At 67.4% G+C, this 14,403-nt stretch carries 13 protein-coding genes and 1 pseudogene; 8 read left to right on the forward strand and 6 right to left on the reverse strand.

Going from position 1 to position 14,403, the window contains the following annotated elements; translation table 11 throughout:
• The first annotated feature begins 2 nt into the window (after nucleotides 1-2).
• From GT347_RS06030 to GT347_RS06040, 3 genes are all read left to right on the forward strand, one after another.
• The gene (locus tag GT347_RS06030; RefSeq protein ID WP_160551102.1) at nucleotides 3-2,441 is read left to right on the forward strand and encodes a FecR family protein; all 2,439 of its coding nucleotides are present in this window, start codon (nucleotides 3-5) and stop codon (nucleotides 2,439-2,441) included.
• Nucleotides 2,442-2,538: 97 nt separating this feature from the next.
• On the forward strand, nucleotides 2,539-3,018 hold the full coding sequence (locus tag GT347_RS06035) for a VOC family protein (RefSeq protein WP_160551103.1): 480 nt from the start codon (nucleotides 2,539-2,541) through the stop codon (nucleotides 3,016-3,018).
• Nucleotides 3,019-3,029: 11 nt separating this feature from the next.
• On the forward strand, nucleotides 3,030-3,575 hold the full coding sequence (locus GT347_RS06040; protein ID WP_160551104.1) for a DUF4256 domain-containing protein: 546 nt from the start codon (nucleotides 3,030-3,032) through the stop codon (nucleotides 3,573-3,575).
• Nucleotide 3,576: 1 nt separating this feature from the next.
• On the opposite strand, the gene GT347_RS06045 is transcribed toward GT347_RS06040, so the two are convergent.
• From GT347_RS06045 to GT347_RS06070, 6 genes are all read right to left on the reverse strand, one after another.
• Complete coding sequence (locus tag GT347_RS06045; RefSeq protein ID WP_160551105.1) at nucleotides 3,577-4,275, reverse strand: hypothetical protein; 699 nt, start codon at nucleotides 4,273-4,275, stop codon at nucleotides 3,577-3,579.
• A 102-nt stretch (nucleotides 4,276-4,377) separates the two neighbouring features.
• Nucleotides 4,378-4,668 carry a hypothetical protein gene (locus GT347_RS06050; protein ID WP_160551106.1) on the reverse strand — a complete coding sequence of 97 codons (291 nt, stop codon included), beginning with the start codon at nucleotides 4,666-4,668 and terminating at the stop codon, nucleotides 4,378-4,380.
• A 511-nt stretch (nucleotides 4,669-5,179) separates the two neighbouring features.
• Complete coding sequence (locus tag GT347_RS06055) at nucleotides 5,180-6,214, reverse strand: IS110 family RNA-guided transposase (protein ID WP_160551107.1); 1,035 nt, start codon at nucleotides 6,212-6,214, stop codon at nucleotides 5,180-5,182.
• Between the two features lie 143 nt (nucleotides 6,215-6,357).
• Complete coding sequence (locus tag GT347_RS06060) at nucleotides 6,358-7,497, reverse strand: P-loop NTPase family protein (RefSeq protein WP_160551108.1); 1,140 nt, start codon at nucleotides 7,495-7,497, stop codon at nucleotides 6,358-6,360.
• 86 nt (nucleotides 7,498-7,583) lie between these two features.
• Nucleotides 7,584-8,291, reverse strand: coding sequence for a lipoprotein-releasing ABC transporter ATP-binding protein LolD (gene lolD / locus GT347_RS06065; protein WP_160551109.1), 708 nt, complete (start codon nucleotides 8,289-8,291; stop codon nucleotides 7,584-7,586).
• On the reverse strand, nucleotides 8,284-9,540 hold the full coding sequence (locus GT347_RS06070; RefSeq protein WP_160551110.1) for a lipoprotein-releasing ABC transporter permease subunit: 1,257 nt from the start codon (nucleotides 9,538-9,540) through the stop codon (nucleotides 8,284-8,286). Before GT347_RS06070 ends, lolD begins: the two co-directional genes overlap by 8 nt.
• Nucleotides 9,541-9,789: 249 nt before the next feature.
• On the opposite strand from GT347_RS06070, the gene GT347_RS06075 reads away from it, so the two are divergent.
• The 5 genes and pseudogenes from GT347_RS06075 to recJ all read left to right on the forward strand — a co-directional run bounded on the left by GT347_RS06075 (nucleotide 9,790) and on the right by recJ (nucleotide 14,403).
• Nucleotides 9,790-10,137, forward strand: a complete 348-nt coding sequence (locus GT347_RS06075; RefSeq protein WP_160551111.1) for a hypothetical protein — start codon at nucleotides 9,790-9,792, stop codon at nucleotides 10,135-10,137.
• Between the two features lie 65 nt (nucleotides 10,138-10,202).
• The gene (locus tag GT347_RS06080) at nucleotides 10,203-10,616 is read left to right on the forward strand and encodes a hypothetical protein (RefSeq protein WP_160551112.1); all 414 of its coding nucleotides are present in this window, start codon (nucleotides 10,203-10,205) and stop codon (nucleotides 10,614-10,616) included.
• A 316-nt stretch (nucleotides 10,617-10,932) separates the two neighbouring features.
• On the forward strand, nucleotides 10,933-11,259 hold the full coding sequence (locus GT347_RS06085) for a hypothetical protein (RefSeq protein ID WP_160551113.1): 327 nt from the start codon (nucleotides 10,933-10,935) through the stop codon (nucleotides 11,257-11,259).
• Nucleotides 11,260-11,741: 482 nt separating this feature from the next.
• Entirely contained in the window at nucleotides 11,742-12,683 is a 942-nt protein-coding gene (locus tag GT347_RS06090) for a phosphoglycerate mutase (RefSeq protein WP_160551114.1), read from the forward strand.
• Nucleotides 12,680-14,403: pseudogene (recJ, locus tag GT347_RS06095) on the forward strand (single-stranded-DNA-specific exonuclease RecJ). The gene GT347_RS06090 and the pseudogene recJ overlap by 4 nt, the downstream one beginning before the upstream one ends.

Genomic DNA, 14,403 nt, shown 5'->3' on the forward strand with positions numbered 1-14,403 from the left:
ACATGACATCGCCTTTCCGCTTTCGGCCCGCCACGCTCGCCCTGGCCATCGCCGCCGTCTATCCGCTGGCCGGGCAGGCGCAGACCGCCGCCGGCGTCGTGCAGTTCAGCATCGGCGACGTGACCGTGCAACGGCAAGGCGCCACCCTGCCCCTGAAGAAGGGCGAGGCGGTGCAGAGCGGCGACCAGCTCGCCACCGGCGCCGACGGCCGGCTGCAGATCCGCTTCAGCGACGGCGGCCTGGTCGCGCTGCAGCCCGCCACCCGCTTCGCCATCACCGAATACGCCGACCGGCAGGATCCGAAGCAGGACCGCTATCTGGTCAAGCTGATCCAGGGCGGCCTGCGCTCCATCACCGGCCTGATCGGCAAACGCAACCACGACAACTACCAGGTGGAGACGCCGGTGGCCCTGATCGGCATCCGCGGCTCGGCCTTCACCGCCTTCTACGACAGCAACGACCGCAACCTGAAGGTGGCGGGCGAGCAGGACGCGATCGAGGTCTGCAACTCCGCCGGCTGCGTGGGCCTGAGCGTGGGCGAAAGCGCCCTGGTGCAGCCCGGCCGCGGAAACCAGCTGCCCAGCCGTACCGGCGAACGCGCCAGCCTGCCGGTGGCCGCCCCCGTGCAGGCCGCGCAGGCCGTGGCCAACCAGAGCGACGATGCCGGCCGGACGGTGGTGCTGGCCCAGGCCGCGGCGGCGCGGGGCATGGCACCGCCGCCGGCACCCGCGCCGGGGACCACACCTTCGCCCGCGCCCGGCCCGGGCAACGGATCCGGGAGCACACCGACACCCGCGCCTTCGCCGACCGACGGAAGCGGGACAGCGCCGGCTCCGACGCCAACCCCGCCGGCCTCGCCAGCGCCTCCGTCAGCGCCGACCCCGGCGCCGCCAGCCTCACCCACGCCACCGCCGCCGCCACCGCCACCGCCGCCGCCACCGCCGCCGGCTCCAGGACCTGCCCCCGCACCGGTCTCCACGGCCAGCGGCCTGACCGTCACCGGCATCGCCACCAGCATCACCGGCACCGGCAGCGGCTATGCCACCCAGTCCCGGCAATGGCAGAACGCGGACGCCGGCTTCGATGCCAACGGCAAGCCGCAGCAGTTCAGCACGGCCTCCGCCACGGCCATACGCACCGGCACCCAGGGCGCGACGTCCTACCAGTCGGGATCGGTGCTGTTCGGCGACCTGCTGGTCCTGGGCAGCTGGGACGGCGCCAGCTGGACCTCCGGCGCCAGCAACAGCAACGACGCCCGCTTCGCCTACGTGGCCGGCATCCCCACCGCCCTGCTCGGCGCCCTGGCCGGCCAGCGCGGCAGCTATGTGATGGCGGCCGCCACGCCGGTCTACACCGACCGCAACCTGGCCGGCTCGGTCGACTCGGCCACCCTGACGGTCGACTTCCTCGGCACCAGCAGCAGCCTGGGCCAGCTGTCGCTCGGCCTGACCCTGCCCCATGTGGCCGGCGCCAGCACCATCTCCAGCAGCTACACCGCCAGCGGCACGCTGGTGGGCAGCGGCGCCACGCTCTCGGGCGCCCTGTCGCTGTCCGGCGCCGACTGCGGCAGCGGCGCCGACCAGTGCGGCACCGGCTCGGCCCAGGGCTTCTTCTCCGGGCTGGGCGGCAGCAAGGTGGGCCTGAGTTTCCAGGGCAGCACCGCCAATGTCGGCGGCTTCGGCGGCGCCCTGGCGCTGGAGCAGGCCGGCCTGCGCGGGCTCACGCCCAGCCTCAGCGGCGACAGGGCGACGGCCTACGCCGCCACCTTCGCCTACATCGGCAACGCGGGCACCCCGGTCCAGCAGAACCTCACCAGCGACGGCGACAAGGTCGCGTTCTACGGCAGCGAACTCACCGACTTCAGCCCGCGCGGCAGCCAGCCCAACCTGAGAAAGACCGGCACCCTCACCGCCAGCAGCGCAGGCGCCGGCGGCCTGGGCACGCCCGGCAGCGCCGACTTCATCGGCTGGGGCAGCTGGGAGGCCGGCACGGTCAGCGGTGTCTCCGGCCCGCCGGGTGTCACCAACGTGCACTACATCGTGGCCACACCCACGCCGGATCTCTCCATGCCGACCACGGGCACGGCGAGCTACAGCATGGTCGGCGGCAGCGCGCCGGTCTCGTCCACCCTGGGTGCGGGCACGCTCAACGCGGCGTCGATGTCGGTGGACTTCACCGCCGCCACGCTGACCACACGGCTGGACCTGAGTTTCGCCGGCGGCAGCTACAACGTCTCCGGCAACGGCCAGTTCCGCCAGCCGGGCCTGGCCGCGGCGGCCATCGTGCCGGCCGCGGCCTCGGGCACGGCGATACCGGCGGTGATCAACGGCGTCTTCAGCGGCGCCGCCGCGATGCGGGCGGGGCTGACCTATGCCGTCACCGGCAATGCCACGCTGGGTAATGTGAACGGAGCCGTGGTGTTCCAGAAGAGCGGGAACTGAGGGTCGCCAAGGTCTGGACGGCCCACGACAATGCGCAGCGCGGCCCTGTCGCCACCGGCCGGGCGGCCATCACCAGCCATCCAGAAAGGAGTCCCGTGTGACCAGCAAGAACACCATCTGCCTCTGGTACGACGGCAGTGCCCTCGAAGCCGCCGAGTTCTACGCCCGCACCTTCCCCGACAGCGCGGTGAAGGCCGTGCACCGCGCGCCCGGCGACTATCCCTCGGGCAAACAGGGCGACGTGCTCACCGTGGAATTCACCGTCGCCGGCATCCCCTGCCTGGGCCTGAACGGCGGCCCGGCCTTCCGCCAGACCGAAGCCTTCTCCTTCCAGATCGCCACCGACGACCAGGAAGAGACCGACCGCCTGTGGAACGCCATCGTCGGCAACGGCGGCCAGGAGAGCGCCTGCGGCTGGTGCAAGGACCGCTGGGGCCTGTCCTGGCAGATCACGCCCCGGGCGCTGACCGCGGCCGTCACCGACCCCGACCGCGCCGCCGCCCAGCGGGCCTTCGCCGCGATGATGCACATGCAGAAGATCGACATCGCGGCCATCGAAGCGGCCCGGCGCGGCTGAAGAGGCCCGGCATGAGTTCCGCACCGCATGCAGCCCTGGTCCAGGCCCTCAGGCAGCGCTTCGAGCAGAACCCGCAACGCCATCCCGGCCTGGCCTGGACCGCCGTCGCGGCCCGCCTGCAGGCCAGCCCGCAGAAGCTGGCGGCCCTGCAGGAGATGGAGAAATCCGGCGGCGAGCCCGACGTCGTCGGCGCGGCCGACGGCAACGGCGCCCTGCTTTTCTGCGACTGCGCCCCGGAAAGCCCGCTGGGCCGGCGCAGCCTCTGCTACGACGAAGCAGCCCTCAAGGCCCGCAAGGAAAACAAGCCCGCCGGCAGCGCCCTGGGCCTGGCCGAGGCCATGGGTGTGTCGCTGCTGAGCGAAGCGCAATACCGCGAGCTGCAGGCCTTCGGCGAATTCGACCTGAAGACCTCCAGCTGGGTGCTGGCGCCCGACGAGATCCGCGCCGTCGGCGGCGCCATCTTCTGCGACGGGCGCTACGGCCGCGTCTTCACCTATCACAACGGACCGCAGTCCTACTACGCCTCGCGCGGCTTCCGAGCCGGCCTGCGGGTGTGAATCAGCAGGCGAAGCGGGCCCACAGCCAGTAGAGGTGGTTGAGCGTCCAGCGCTGCTCCAGCCAGCGGATGCGGCACTGGATCTGCCTGGCGGCCTCGTCGAACAACTGCCGGGGCACCGGCCTTCCATGGATCAGGTAGCGCCAGGCCAGGCCCATGGCGAAGTCCATCTCGTCGCGCACGACGGAGGCAAACGGCTCGGACACCTGGCGCAGTTCGCGCTCCAGACGCACACCCGCGCGCCGCACGAAACGGCCGATGGCGTGGTAGCGCCGGTCGAACTCCTGGCCGCGCAGCGACTTGCGGCCGCCGAGTGCCTGCAGCGACTCCAGCCGGAGCCTGCGGGCGCGGCCGTCGATGGACGCCCTGCCCCGGCGGATGTCCCACAGCATCTGGCCGATCCTCGCCAGCGCCAGCTCGGCCTGCACCGGCCCCGGCCGGCGCGGCCGTGGATACCAGGCGCCGAACATGTCGCCCAGCCGGCCCAGCACGTTGCGGCGCTGGCGGTAGGCGTGGGCGATATCGTCGTCGGGGATGGAGAAGGCGGAGTCGTCCCACATCGGCTCGTCGGTGTCGCCCGGGGAGAAGGACGGCACAGCGATGCCGCCGGTTTCCGCCCGCTTCACCGTGGAATTCGCGGAGTCGTTCCACAAAGGCGGCAGGCCGGCGGGCGGGATCGCCGGGGAGGAAGGCACGAGCATGGCTACTTTTTTGGAGCTGAGCCTTCCATCCTTGATTCGGCGGCCGACGCTCCGGTGGCGGGCCGCGCGAAATATCGCCTTGCGCGCGAAGCGGCGGCGGCGTCAGGCCAGGCCGTCGTCGAGCCGGCGCAAACCCGACTCCGCCACCGAACCGACGCGGTCGACCAGCAGCTGCAGCACCCGGACGCGGGTGCGCAGGTCGCCGAAGTTCTCGCCTGCCAGGATGGGGTCGCAGGCGATGCCGGTCGCCGCGCGGGCGAGCGTGCCGACCTCTCGCAAGGTGTCGCGCGCCTGTTCCAGAATGGCCTGGCTGCTCGCAGGCCGCGGCGGCGCATCCCCGGGTCGATCGGTGGGGACAAGGGTTGTCGAAAGGGGTTTGCTGGTTTTCCTCATGCTGGCCTCCTGCGTCGGACGCGACTGCGACAGATTCCGCCGCGCGGTCATGAGGGATGAAGGGCGGCAGCTCGGACGGGTTGGCGTACCGTGAACTTCCCACGGGAAAAACGGCAGGGCGTGAACCCTCCCGCCCGAGCCGCCAGAAAGCGAATCGAACGAAAAGGCCGCAGTTCCTGCGAACGCGGGTGAGCCCACGGCCTTGGCCGTGAGAAGTTCAGCGGGACGTACATGGACGCCCCTTTGCCAAGCAAGTCAGTTGGTGGCGGCTCGATCAAGAAAAAGATTGCACCCGTACATCCGGACTTTGTGCAGCCTTTCGGACTGCGATCCCTGATGGGTTCTGCTGGTTGGTTCCCGATAGCCAATGTGCACTCGAAGTGCCTGTCCCGTAGCGGGTCTGACCAACCCCGGTCTTACCTGTCTTGCCATCACTGCCTGATTGCCCGAGCAATCGGTGGTCTAACTCCAGTTCGTCTTTGCCTGCGCAGAGTATTTGCGGCCTGCGCGTTTATATCGCCGCCGCGCCAGCGCAGTACTGCGCCTCGTACGTTCGGCCCGTCGTCAGCAAGGCCCACACGATCCGCGCGTTCTTGTTGGCCAGCGCAACCGCCGCCACATTGGGCTTCTTGCGCTCGAGCAGGCCCTTGAGCCAGTCCGTCTGCTCGGCCGACTTCTGGCGCCGGCAGATCACCGCCCGCGCGCCGTGGATGAGCAAGGTCCGCAAATACGCGTCGCCTCGCTTGCTGATGCCCAGCAGCGTCTGCTTGCCCCCGCTGGAGTGCTGGCGCGGCACCAGGCCCAGCCAGGCCGCCAGCTGCCGGCCGCTGGCGAAGCTCTTGGCGTCGGCGATGCTCGCCACCAGCGCCGTCGCCGTGATCGGGCCGATGCCCGGGATCGTCTCGAGCTGGCGGCAGGCCGGGCTCTGGCGATGCCACAGCCGGATGAGCGCTTCGGTCTCGTCGATCTGCCGCGTCAGCTCCTTCAGGTTCTGCAGCAGCCGCTCCATGAGCTGCCGGAACTGGCCCGTGAGCTCGTTGCTCGCGTCTTCGAGCAGCTCTGGCAAGTACTGCGCAACATGCCGGATGCCCTTGGGCATGATCAGTCCGAACTCCGCCATGAGACCGCGGATCTGGTTGCCCTGCGCGGTACGCGCCTTGACAAAGCCCTGGCGTACGCGGTGCAGCGCCAGCAGCGACTGCTGCTCGATGTCCTTGATCGGCACGAAGCGCATGTTCGGCCGGGCCACGGCTTCGCAGATCGCCTCGGCATCGGCCGCGTCGTTCTTGTTGGTCTTGACGTAGGGCTTGACGAACTGCGGCGCCATCAGCTTGACGGTATGGCCCAGGCTGGTGAGCTTGCGAGCCCAGTGGTGGGCACTGCCGCAAGCTTCCATGCCGATCAGGCAAGGCGGCAATTGCGCGAAGAACTCGGCCATCTGCTCACGCCTGATCTGCTTGTTCCAGACCTTGCGGCCAGCCTCGTTGACCGCGTGCACCTGGAAGACATTCTTTGCCAGGTCGATGCCTACTGTCGTAATGTTCATGGTGGACGCTCCTCTCGGTTAAGTGGAAAACAACGCTTCCACTTTGGCACTTCTGATGCCGTTTTGGGAGGGGCGTCCATCCCATTGCCAATCCCAGTCGCGTTTTTTGCGCGACGGCTGACTTTAGCGCAGGTCAGCCGAGCTCAAGCCGCCAGCACCTCTCTCAAGGACACATCCTCCAGGGCATAGACGCCGCGCGCGGCGCGCCACACCAGCGACTTGTCCTGCAAGGCCTGAAGCGCCGCCTGCACGGCGGTCACATCGACCCGGGGCGCCGACTCGGCCGACTCTCCGGCGGCGCTCAGGGCCTCGCGGTATTTCTCCAGGGTTGCCGCCTCGAAGGGGCGGTACTGCGTGCCGCTGTCGGCCAGGACACGCAGGACGGCCGTCTGCAGCGGCGTCAGTGCGTGCACGACCCGCAGGGTCTCGCAAGCGGCGGCATCGATCTGCTCCGCCACCGCGGCGGAGAACCTCTCCTGGACGTCCGCGGGCTGGATCTGGAAATCGAAACGCAGGGAGTCGGCTGCCGCACCCAGCAGTTCGGGCCGCCATCCCGCCTTCTCGAACAAGGCCCAGACGGCCTCGGGCGCCAGCTCGGCAGACAGGCCCACGTGCTCGCAGAACCAGGCGACATAGTCCTTGTCCAGGTGCGGGAAGGCCACCAGCGGCGCGCCGTAGAAGGCCTGGTCCTTGCTGCTGCGCAGCATCGCCAGCTTGTCGCGGTTGGATCCCGTGCAGACCAGGCGCAGACCGTGGTGGGCGCTGCTGTTGAGTTCGTCGCGCGCGGCCTTCAGCGCGAAGAGGCTGTCCATGCCGGCCTGGCTGGTCAGGGCATGCTGGGCTTCGTCGATCACCAGCACCATGGGCTGCTTCACCTCGTCGGACAGCACCGCCAGCGCCTGGACCAGTGTCACGTCCTTGCCGATGCCGATGCGGTCCAGCGAGAACTCCAGTCCTGCCACCTTGCCGCCGCTGATGCCCAGACCCTTGGCGATCTTCTGCACCGCGTGGCCATGCCGGCCCATCTCCGTGCGGATGGCGACCGCGAGCAGCTCGCTCGGGTCCACATGCCGGTCCGCCCACAGATCGACATAGATGACGACGGCGCCCTTGGCCTGCAGCGCCGGGCGCAGGTCCTCCCGCACGAAGGTGGACTTGCCGGTGCGCCTCGGCGCGGCCAGGAAAACGCCCGAGGGCGATGAAGATGTGGGCGACTGGTGCAGGATCTGCGCGGCCAGTTGGCTGGCCAGCCCGGGCCGCGGAAAGATGGGGGTGTCCGCCATGGCACGCTCCTTTTACAGAGAAATATAGTCGACTACAGTGGATTATAGTTTTCTACAGTTCTCTACAGAAGCGCTCCCGAACGCCCTCACTCGCTGGCCACGAACCGGCCCGAAACCAGCTTCAGGCGACGGTCGCAGCGCTCGGCTAGCGCCCCATCGTGCGTCACCATGACAAATGCCGTCCCCCGGTCGCGCGCCAGGCGCAGCATCAGGTCGAACACGCCGTCGGCGGTGGAGCGGTCGAGGTTGCCGGTCGGCTCGTCGGCCAGCACGCAGGCCGGCTGGGTCACCAGCGCGCGGGCGATGGCCACCCGCTGGCGCTCGCCGCCGGACAGCTCGGCGGGCCGGTGCTGCAGGCGCTCGCCCAGGCCCACGGACTGCAGCATGGCACTGGCCGTCGAAGCGCACTGCTCGGGCGTCTGGCGGCGGATGCGCAGCGGCATCGACACGTTGTCGATCGCGCTGAACTCCGGCAGTAGGTGATGGAACTGGTAGATGAAACCCAGGCTGCGGTTGCGCAGCCGGCCCTGCTCGGCCGCGCCCAGCTTGTCGAAGCGCTGGCCCAGCAGGCTGACCTCGCCGGCCGTGGGTGCGTCCAGCCCGCCCAGCAGGTGCAGCAGCGTGCTCTTGCCGGAGCCGGAGGCGCCGACGATGGCGACCGTCTCGCCGGCCTGGATGTCGATGTCGATGCCGTGCAGCACGGTCAGGTCGATGCGGCCGTCCACGAAACGCTTGTTCAGGCCGCGCGCCGAAAGCACTGTAGTGCCGGGCGGCAGGGAGTTTGTCTTATTCATAACGCAGCGCCTCCGCGGGATTCACGCGGCTGGCGCGCCAGCTGGGGTAGAGGGTGGCCACGAAGGACAGCACCAGGGAGATGACGGCGATGGGCACGATGTCGGCCTCCTGCGGCTCGCTCGGCATCTGGCTGATCAGGTAGACGTCCTTGGGCAGGAAGCTGGCGTGGAACAGGTGCTCCAGCGCCGGCACGATCACATCGATGTTGAAGGCGATCAGGAGGCCCAGGCCCAGGCCGGCCAGGGTGCCGATCACACCCACCATGGCGCCCTGCACCACGAAGATGCCCATGATGCTTTTCGGGCTGGCGCCCAGGGTGCGCAGGATGGCGATGTCGGCGCGCTTGTCGGTCACCGTCATCACCAGCGTGGAGACCAGGTTGAAGGCGGCCACGGCCACGATCAGCGTGAGGATGATGAACATCATGCGTTTCTCGACCTGCACCGCCGCGAACCAGGTCTTGTTCTGCTGGGTCCAGTCGCGGATGAAGACCTCGCCGCTCAGGCTGTTGGCCAGCTGCTGGGCCACCTCGGGCGCCTGGTGCAGGTCGCGCAGCTTCAGGCGCACGCCGCTCGGGCCCTCCAGGCGGAAGATGCGGGCCGCATCCTGCTCGTGCACCATGGCCAGGGCCGAGTCATATTCGAAATGGCCCGAGTCGAAGGTGCCGACCACGGTCATCTGCTTGAGCCGCGGTACCACCCCGGCCGGTGTGACCTGGCCGTTGGGCGACACCAGCGTGACCGGATCGCCCACCCGCACGCCCAGCGCGCGGGCCAGCTCGATGCCCAGCACGATGCCGAACTGCCCCGGCACCAGCTTCTGCAGCACCGCCACCTGCTGCGGCCCGCCCAGGTCGGCCACCTCGGCTTCGTGCGCCGGGTCGATGCCGCGGATCAGCGTGCCGCGCATGTCCTCGCCGCGGGCGATGAGCGCCTGGGCCGAGATGAAGGTGGCCGCGCCTATCACCTCGGGATTGCGCCGCGCCTCCTCCATCGTCTTGCCGGCATCGGCCAGCGCCGCGCCGTTAGGCGACAGGATCTCGATGTGCGAGACCACCGAAAGCATGCGGTCGCGCACCTCCTTCTGGAAGCCGTTCATGACCGACAGCACGATGATCAGCGCCGCCACGCCGAGGGCGATGCCCAGCATGGACACGCCGGAGATGAAGTTGATGAAGCCGTTGCGCCGCGTGGCGCGGCCGGCCCGGGTGTAGCGCCAGCCCAGGACCAGCTCGTAGGGAAGTTGCATGTGGGAGAGGGTGCGTGCGGGTGAGTGGGGATGCGCGGGACGGCGGTGAAGGCGCAGGGATTGTGATCGATCGCGCGGCGGGGCTTGTGTGGGAATGCGTGGCCGCGGCGCCGGGCTGGCAGAAGCTGGCCGGTCGAACATTCTCCACACAACTCCGTAGAACTATTACGCGTAAAGCGGCTGCGATTAGTTCCGACTTCTGAGAGGGCCAGCCAAAAATGAGCACCCACTCACTCCGAGAGCACTCCCATGACCATCCCCACGGAAAAAAGCCTGATCGACTCCTTCAAATGCACAGGTCGCGCCATACCGGACGAGTACCGCCTGGTATTCGACGATGCCGGCAGGGCGGAGATCGATGTGACGAATCTGCGCTCTTTCGATTACCACGTGCACTCCCTGTCTGGCGAAGACTTCCAATTGCCGTTCACCGTGGAAACGTCCCATGGACGCAGGAACGTCCAAGGGCGAGGTCGCTACGACTTATCTCCGCCCTATACGGGCAGGCTGGTTTTTGAATCGACGTGTACATCCGCCAACCACACCATCGCAGAGTTGACATCCTTCCAGGCAAGCAGTTGGCAGACACCTGCGTAATACCTGCCCGACCACATAAGTGAACCTATGGTTCGAAACCTCGCACGGCAATGTGGAATTACCGCATGACAGGCGCCACTTATGCAATCACCACTTCGAAAGCTACGGACATGATTTCATTGGATTTATTCAAACTCGACGGCAAGGCAAGAGTTTATTCTGGCGCCATCCAAATTCGGGCCGGCAGCACGGCGACCGGCATTGTGATCGATCTGCGATCGTTTAATTATTTAATTGGCGAACCCACCAACCAGCGCAACCCTCCATTGCTGCTGATCACTTCCGCCGGGCAGACGCTGTTGTCCGCGCCCAGGGCTCTGTTCCGGGCGACGCACACATTCGCCGAGCCTTACTCCGGAAAAATCACCCTCTGCATGGCGAACGGCGTCGCCAGCGGAACGAACATTTTCGAAGTCAAGGATTTCGATGGCACGATGGATCCAGCTTTTGACAAAGTGCATTCAGTACGCGGTTCGTAACCGTACGTGGAGAAAATATGCCTATCATTCCAACGGGCGCATTCAAATACACAGGCAACGTCCAGCCCACAAAATTCAGCCTGCGTATCTGGCTGACAGGGTCTGCGGAAATTGACGCCGTCAACCTGCAGTCGTTCACACGGTCGAGCTGCAGAATTTTTCAGCGGACACATGGAATACACCAACATGACCGAATTCCGCATTCCCGCCGACAATTAATACCTCCACCACCCTGCTCCACCCGGTAATTTTGAGACCAACCTCACCGGACATAGCCTGATCAACCCATTCGAATTGACATTCGGAGCGCCGAGCCATGCCAACCATACCTACCGATGCATTCAAATTCGTGGGCAAAGCGTCCCCCGGAAAATTCAACATGTGCATCTGGGAGACAGGTGCCGTGGAGATCGACGTTGTCGGTCTGCAGTCATTCGACTATTACGTAGGTGGCCCCCAAAGCCAGCCCGCACCGGAGATGCACACCTTGGGTGGGCGTGCAGTGCTGCACGGCCTGGGGACGCAGGTGTTTTCTCCACCTTATACCGGTAGGCTGTCTATCCGCTTGTATGCAACACCCAAGAGACCGAACACGGTGCAACTGCAGAACTTCATTGCGGATGCGTGGACCACTCCGTCGTGAAAATACATCAGGCATTGTGGAGAATTAGAAATGGACGAAATTACAACCGCTCTTGCAAACTTCAGATACGAAAACGGCGCATCCCCGGGTGGAAATTATATTGACATCCCGGGTGGCGGATCGGCAAGCTGCAATGTCACGGAACTCAAATCCATGGCCTTCGCATTGATTCGCCACTCTTAAACGCCAATTGCCTATGTGGAAACCAGCCGCGGCCGAACCATTATCAACCCAGATCAACGCTCACTAAAATACAACCCTCCCTATACAGGTCTGATCAGGATATTTGCCGAACACGGGCACGACGATTGTTGTTTCACATTCCAGATATACGAATTCAACGCCAAAAATTCACGCATGCCTCAATGAAAATGGCCGGGACCGCTGTTCATTTGACCATTGAGCGGTCAGGCCAAATGATTCGGGGAGTGGTCAAGGCCCAGACTCCTGGGGCCGGTCGCGGCGGTGGGACAATCCGCCGGATGCACCTTCTTGTTCCGTACGCCAGCGCCCTGGCCCCCGGCTGCGATGCCGCCCGACGCAGCCTGGAACTGCATAACCTGAGCGCCCTGCTGGGTCGGCTGACCTGCTCGGCACGGGATGAAGCCGAAGAGTTCTCGCTTTCGACACCCCACGAACGAAGCTTGGCTCGACTGCGCGGCCTCGCCGCCGACGATGGGCAACAACCCTGGGCCGCGCTGGCCATCGCCGATGCAGGCGGCCAAGCGGGCGACGAGGCCATGGCCTGGATCACGCCCTGCCACTGGCAGATCGCACCCGACCACATCAGCCTGACCGACCCCGCCTCGCTGGGACTGACCGAAGCCGAGTCGCGCGCCACGCTGGCCCTGATCGGCCCGTACTTCACCGAAGACGGCATCACCCTCGAATACCGCACGCCCAGCACCTGGCTGGCGCGCGGCGAGATCTTCCGCGGCATGCCCAGCGCTTCGCTGGACCGCGTCACCGGCCGCAGCCTCGACCTGTGGATGCCCGACGGCCCGGCCGCCCGCCCGTTGCGCCGGCTGCAGACCGAGGTGCAGATGCTGCTCTACACCCATCCCATGACCGACGAACGCAATGCACGAGGCCTGCCTGCCGTCAATGCCTTCTGGGTGAGCGGCACGGGGGCCCTGCCCGCTTCCGTCAAGCCCGCGCCGCCGGATCTGCGCGTGCCGCAAGCACTGCGCGAGGCAGCACTGCACGAAGACTGGGCCGCCTGGCGCGCCGCCTGGCTGGCCGTGGACGCTGGCGAATGCGCCGAGGCGCTGAAAGCGCTGGATGCTGGCCAGCCCGTCACCCTGACCTTGTGCGGTGAGCGCTCTGCCATCGAATTCACCGCGCAGCCGCGCTCGCTCGGCCAGCGCATCCGGGGCCTGTTCGGCGCCAAGCCCGGCCTGCAGGACTGGACGGCCCAGCTGTGAAGATCATCCCCCGCGACATCCCCCGCGCAGCGCCTGGGCGCTGGAGCAGGCCGGCGTGCATCCGCTGCTGGCGCGCCTATTCGCCGCTCGTGGCGTGCGCAGCCACGACGAACTCGACGACGGCCTGGGCCGCCTGCTGCTGCCCGCCGGCCTGCTGGGCGCGGCCGAGGCTGCCGTGCTGCTGGCCGATGCAATCCGCGATGACCTGCGCATCTGCGTGGTCGCCGACTACGACTGCGATGGCGCCACCGCCTGCGCGGTCGCCGTGCGCGGCCTGCGCCTGCTGGGCGCGAAACACGTTGATTACCTGGTGCCCGACCGGGTGGTGGACGGCTACGGCCTCACCCCCTCCATCGCCCAGCGCGTGGCCGACAAGGGCTGCGACCTGCTGGTGACGGTGGACAACGGCATCGCCAGCGTGGACGGCGTGGCCTTCGCCCACGCCCTCGGCCTGAAGGTGTTGGTGACCGATCACCACCTGCCCGGCCCGGTGCTGCCTCGGGCCGACGTGCTGGTCAATCCCAACCAGCCGGCCTGCGCTTTCGAGAGCAAATGCATTGCCGGCTGCGGGGTGATGTTCTATGTGCTGCTGGCACTGCGGGCCGAGCAGCGCGCCCGCGGCCTGTACGAAGGCCAGCCGCAGCCCAAGTTGGACCAGTTGCTGCCGCTGGTTGCGCTGGGCACGGTGGCCGACGTGGTCAAGCTCGATGCCAACAACCGCCGGCTGGTGGCGCAGGGGCTTTCGCGCATCCGCCGCGGGGCGATGCAGCCGGGCATCGCCGCGCTGTTCGAGGCGGCCGGGCGCAAGGCGGTGTCGGCCACGGCTTTCGATTTCGGCTTCGCGCTGGGCCCGCGCATCAACGCCGCCGGCCGCCTGGCCGACATGACACTCGGCATCGAATGCCTGCTGACCGATGACCGTTCGCGCGCCGACGAACTCGCGCGCATGCTGGACACCATCAACCGCGAGCGCCGCGACATCGAAGGCGGCATGCGCGACGACGCCATGGCCATGGCCGAAACCCTGTTCGCCGGCGGTGGGCTGGAATCGCCGCCGGCCGCGATCTGCGTGTTCGGCGAGGACTTCCACGAAGGCGTGGTCGGCATCGTCGCCTCCCGCCTCAAGGACAAGCTGCACCGCCCCACCTTCGTCTTCGCCGCCAGCGCGGCGCCGGGCAAGGAAATGGAGCTGAAGGGCTCGGGCCGCTCGATCCCGGGCTTCCACCTGCGCGACGCGCTGGACCTGGTGGCCAAGCGCCATCCCGGCGTGCTGCTGAAGTTCGGCGGCCACGCCATGGCCGCCGGCTGCACCATCGCCCGCGAGCATTTCGAGACCTTCCGCGATGCCCTGGCCCAGGTCGCCGACGAATGGCTGGACGAGGCCACCCTCACCCGCCGCATCGAGACCGACGGCCCCCTGGCGCCCGAATACCGCCGCGCCGACATGATCGACACCCTGCACAGCGCCGTCTGGGGCCAGGGTTTCGCCGCGCCGACCTTCAGCGAGGAACTGCAGGTGGTCAGCCAGAAGCTGGTGGGCGAGCGGCACCTGCAGCTGAAGCTGCTGCACCAGGGCCAGCCGGTGGACGGCATCTGGTTCGGCCACACGGAAGTGCTGCCGGCGCGGGTGAAGCTGGCCTTCCGGCTGGATGTGAACGAATGGCGGGGGGAGCGGCGGGTGCAGTTTCTGGTGGAGGCGGCGGAGCTGCCGGCGGGTTAG

This window comes from Xylophilus rhododendri (genome assembly GCF_009906855.1).
Taxonomy (GTDB): domain Bacteria; phylum Pseudomonadota; class Gammaproteobacteria; order Burkholderiales; family Burkholderiaceae_C; genus Xylophilus; species Xylophilus rhododendri.